This is a genomic window from Actinomadura soli (genome assembly GCF_005889715.1).
In the GTDB taxonomy this organism is placed as follows: domain Bacteria; phylum Actinomycetota; class Actinomycetes; order Streptosporangiales; family Streptosporangiaceae; genus Spirillospora; species Spirillospora soli.
Genome location: NZ_VCKW01000470.1, coordinates 1 through 3,270, shown reverse-complemented (window position 1 = coordinate 3,270; position 3,270 = coordinate 1). Strand labels below are relative to the sequence as shown.

General features: G+C 68.2%; 1 protein-coding gene. It reads right to left on the bottom strand.

Annotation, left to right across the window (positions count from 1 at the left end; translation table 11 throughout):
* A partial coding sequence (locus tag ETD83_RS40735) for a non-ribosomal peptide synthetase (protein ID WP_138650592.1) occupies positions 1 to 3,270 on the bottom strand: 3,270 nt, incomplete at both ends.

The following is a 3,270-nucleotide window of genomic DNA, read 5'->3' as shown; positions in this document are numbered from 1 at the left end:
GTCGGCGAGCATGAACGCGATCCGCTCGGCCGGGACAGCAGGATCAACCGGCACATACGCAGCGCCCACCCGCCACACCGCCAAGACCGCCGCCACCACATCCACACCCCGCGGCAAACACAACCCCACCACCGAGCCACGACCCACACCCAACCCCGCCAGGACGCCCACCAGCCCAGCGGCCCGCGCGTCCAACTCCGCATACGAGGTCTCGACATCACCCTCCAACACCGCTACCGCACCCGGAGCCGCAGCCACCCGACCCTCGAACAACCCACCGACCGTGACGTCCGGCACCCCGGAACCGGAACCGGTGTTGTTCCACTCGACGATGAGCCGCTCTCGCTCCGCCGGGTCCAGAATCTCTACGGCGGTCAGCGCGGAGTCTTCGCCGCCTAGCAGTGCGTCGACAAGGTTCGTCACTGCGATGCGCAGCAGATTGCCGACTGCCTGCGGATCAATGGGATCGATCGCCACCACGCTGAAGCTCAACCCGGCGGGGCCGTCGTCGTTGACTGCCACGGACAGCGGATAGTTGGTCCGCTCCTGGCCGAAGACGGTCTGCACGCCTTCGACGGCTCGCTGCGCCGAATCGTCCGATGCCAGGCTGGCGTGCCGGTAGTTGAACAGGGACGTGAACAGGGGCGTGTTGCCGACGATGCCGCTGGCCTGCTGGGCGACCGCCAAGGGGGCGTGCTCGTGTTGCAGCAGCGCCGCGAGCTGGGTCCGCATCTGCTCGATGGCCGCGCGCACCCCGACCCGGCCGGTCCGCAGACGCACGGGCAGGGTGTTGATGAACGGGCCAAGGACGCGGTCTGCGCCGGTCCCGGCGTTCATTCGTCCGGACAGGACGGTGCCGAACACCACGTCGTCACGTCCGGACAGGGTGGCCAGGACCCGCGCCCACGCCACATGCAGCACCGTCGCGGGGCTGACACCAAGCCGCTGCGCCACTTGCTGCAGGTCGACGACGACCTCGTCCGGCACGGGGACCAGAGCAGATACGGCATCAGTGCCGTCTTGAAGCACATCAAGCTGCCCGAAAGGTGCGGTCGGTTCGGTCACGTCGCCCAGCAGCTCGGCGAAGAACCGCTCGTGGTCCGCGCGAGAGATCTCACGTGCCTGGGCCACGAAGTTCCGGAACGGCAACGCCGGCGGTAGCTGGTCCGCCTGTCCCGCGAGTATCGCTCGCAGCTCCTGCATCAGCAGGTCGATACCTAGGTTGTCCTCCACCATGTGATGCATCCGCACCACACCCAGCCATCGGCCATCGGCCATCTCGGTGATGTGCAGGTCCATCAGCGGAGCCCGGGACAGATCCATCGCCGATCCCGTCACGGCCAGCAATGCCTCCGCCATGGCCGCCGGATCGGACGACCTGACGTCGAGCTCTTCTTCGACAACGGCCAGTTCGGCGTTTCGCAACACCACCTGGACCGGCTCGCTCAGTCCTTCCCAGACCACGCCCGTGCGGTAGATGTCGTGGCGGTCCACCACCTGCTGCAACGCGCGCGCGAACTCGTCCAGTCGGGGCCGCGAGTCGAACGCCACGCCACGGACGGTCACGTACGCATCTGCACCACCGCCTGCCAGGAGGTGGTGGAACAGCAGCCCTTCCTGGAGCGGGGCGAGCGGGTAGATGTCGGCCACGTTGGCCGCGCCGCCCTCGACGCCGGCGACGACCTGCTCCGTCTCGGCCGGGGTCAAGTCCACCAGGGGGAGCATGTCGGGGGTGATGTGCTGCGCGTCCGCCGGGATCAGGTTCTCCGGCACGGACACCACTTCGGCTTCTACCGCACGGGCCAGCCCTGCCGGAGTCGGTGTTTCTAGCAACGCCCGCAATGACACCGAGAGGCCGCGGGTCCGGAGCCGTTCGACGAGCGACACCGCCAGGAGAGAGTGTCCGCCGAGGCGGAAGAAGTCATCGTCCACCCCCACCGACTCCACGCCGAGAACCTCGGCGAAAGTCGTGCACAGGACCTCTTCGCGGACGGTGGCGGGGCCACGACCCTCACCCCCGCCGTACTCCGGTGCGGGCAACGCGCCACGATCCAGCTTCCCGTTCACCGTCAACGGCAACGCGTCCAGCACCACCACCGCCGACGGCACCATGTACTCCGGCAAACGACGACCGGCAAACTCCCGTATCGCGTCCGCGTCGAGCGGCACACCGGGGTTGGCGGGGACGAGGTAGGCGACCAGCCGCTTGTCGCCCGGGGCGTCCTCGCGGGCCACGACCGCCGTCTGTGCCACGTCCGGGTGGGCCAGCAGCGCGGTCTCGATCTCACCGGGCTCGATCCGGAACCCGCGGATCTTCACCTGCTGATCGACACGGCCCAGGAACACCAACTGCCCGTCCGGCCTCCAGCGGACCAGGTCACCGGTGCGATACATCCGCTCACCCGACCCGAACGGACACGCCACAAACCGCTCACCCGACAAACCCGCACGTCCCACATACCCGCGGGCCAACTGCACCCCCGCCAGATACAACTCACCCGTCACCCCGGCCGGGACCGGAGCCAGCGCGTCATCCAGCACAAACACCCGGGTATTGGCCACCGGCCCACCGATCGGCACCAACCCGCCGGTCTGCGCCGGGTCGCAGTGCCAGGCGGTGACGTCCACCGCCGCCTCGGTCGGGCCGTACAGATTGTGCAACTCCACCTCGCCGAAGGTGGTGAAGAACCGCGACTGCGCCTCCGCCGACAGCGCTTCGCCGCTGCACACCACCAGCCGCAGGTCGGGGAGCTCACCCACGTCGGGGTGCAGCAGGAACGCCTCCAGCATCGACGGCACGAAATGCACCACACTCACCCGCTGCTCGCGCATCAGATCCGCCACATACCCCGGATCCCGATGCCCCCCAGGCCGCGCCACCACCAACGCCCCACCCGAAATCAACGGGCAGAACAACTCCCACACCGACACATCGAAAACCGTCGGAGTCTTCTGCAACACCCGATCCCCGACACCGAACCGGTAGTGGTCACGCATCCACACCAGCCGGTTGACGATGCTGCGATGCGACACCACCACACCCTTCGGACGCCCCGTCGACCCCGACGTGAAAATCACATACGCCGCCGAATCAGAATCCACGACGCCCGCGACAGCGTCGCTGGAGCCGTGGTCGGGTTGTGACCAGTCGGCCACGACCGCCGGGTCGTCCAACACCACCACCGGCGCCGCGTCCTCCAACAGCAACGCCACCCGCCCCGCCGGATACCCCGGATCCACCGGCAAATACGCCGCACCCGCCTTCAACAC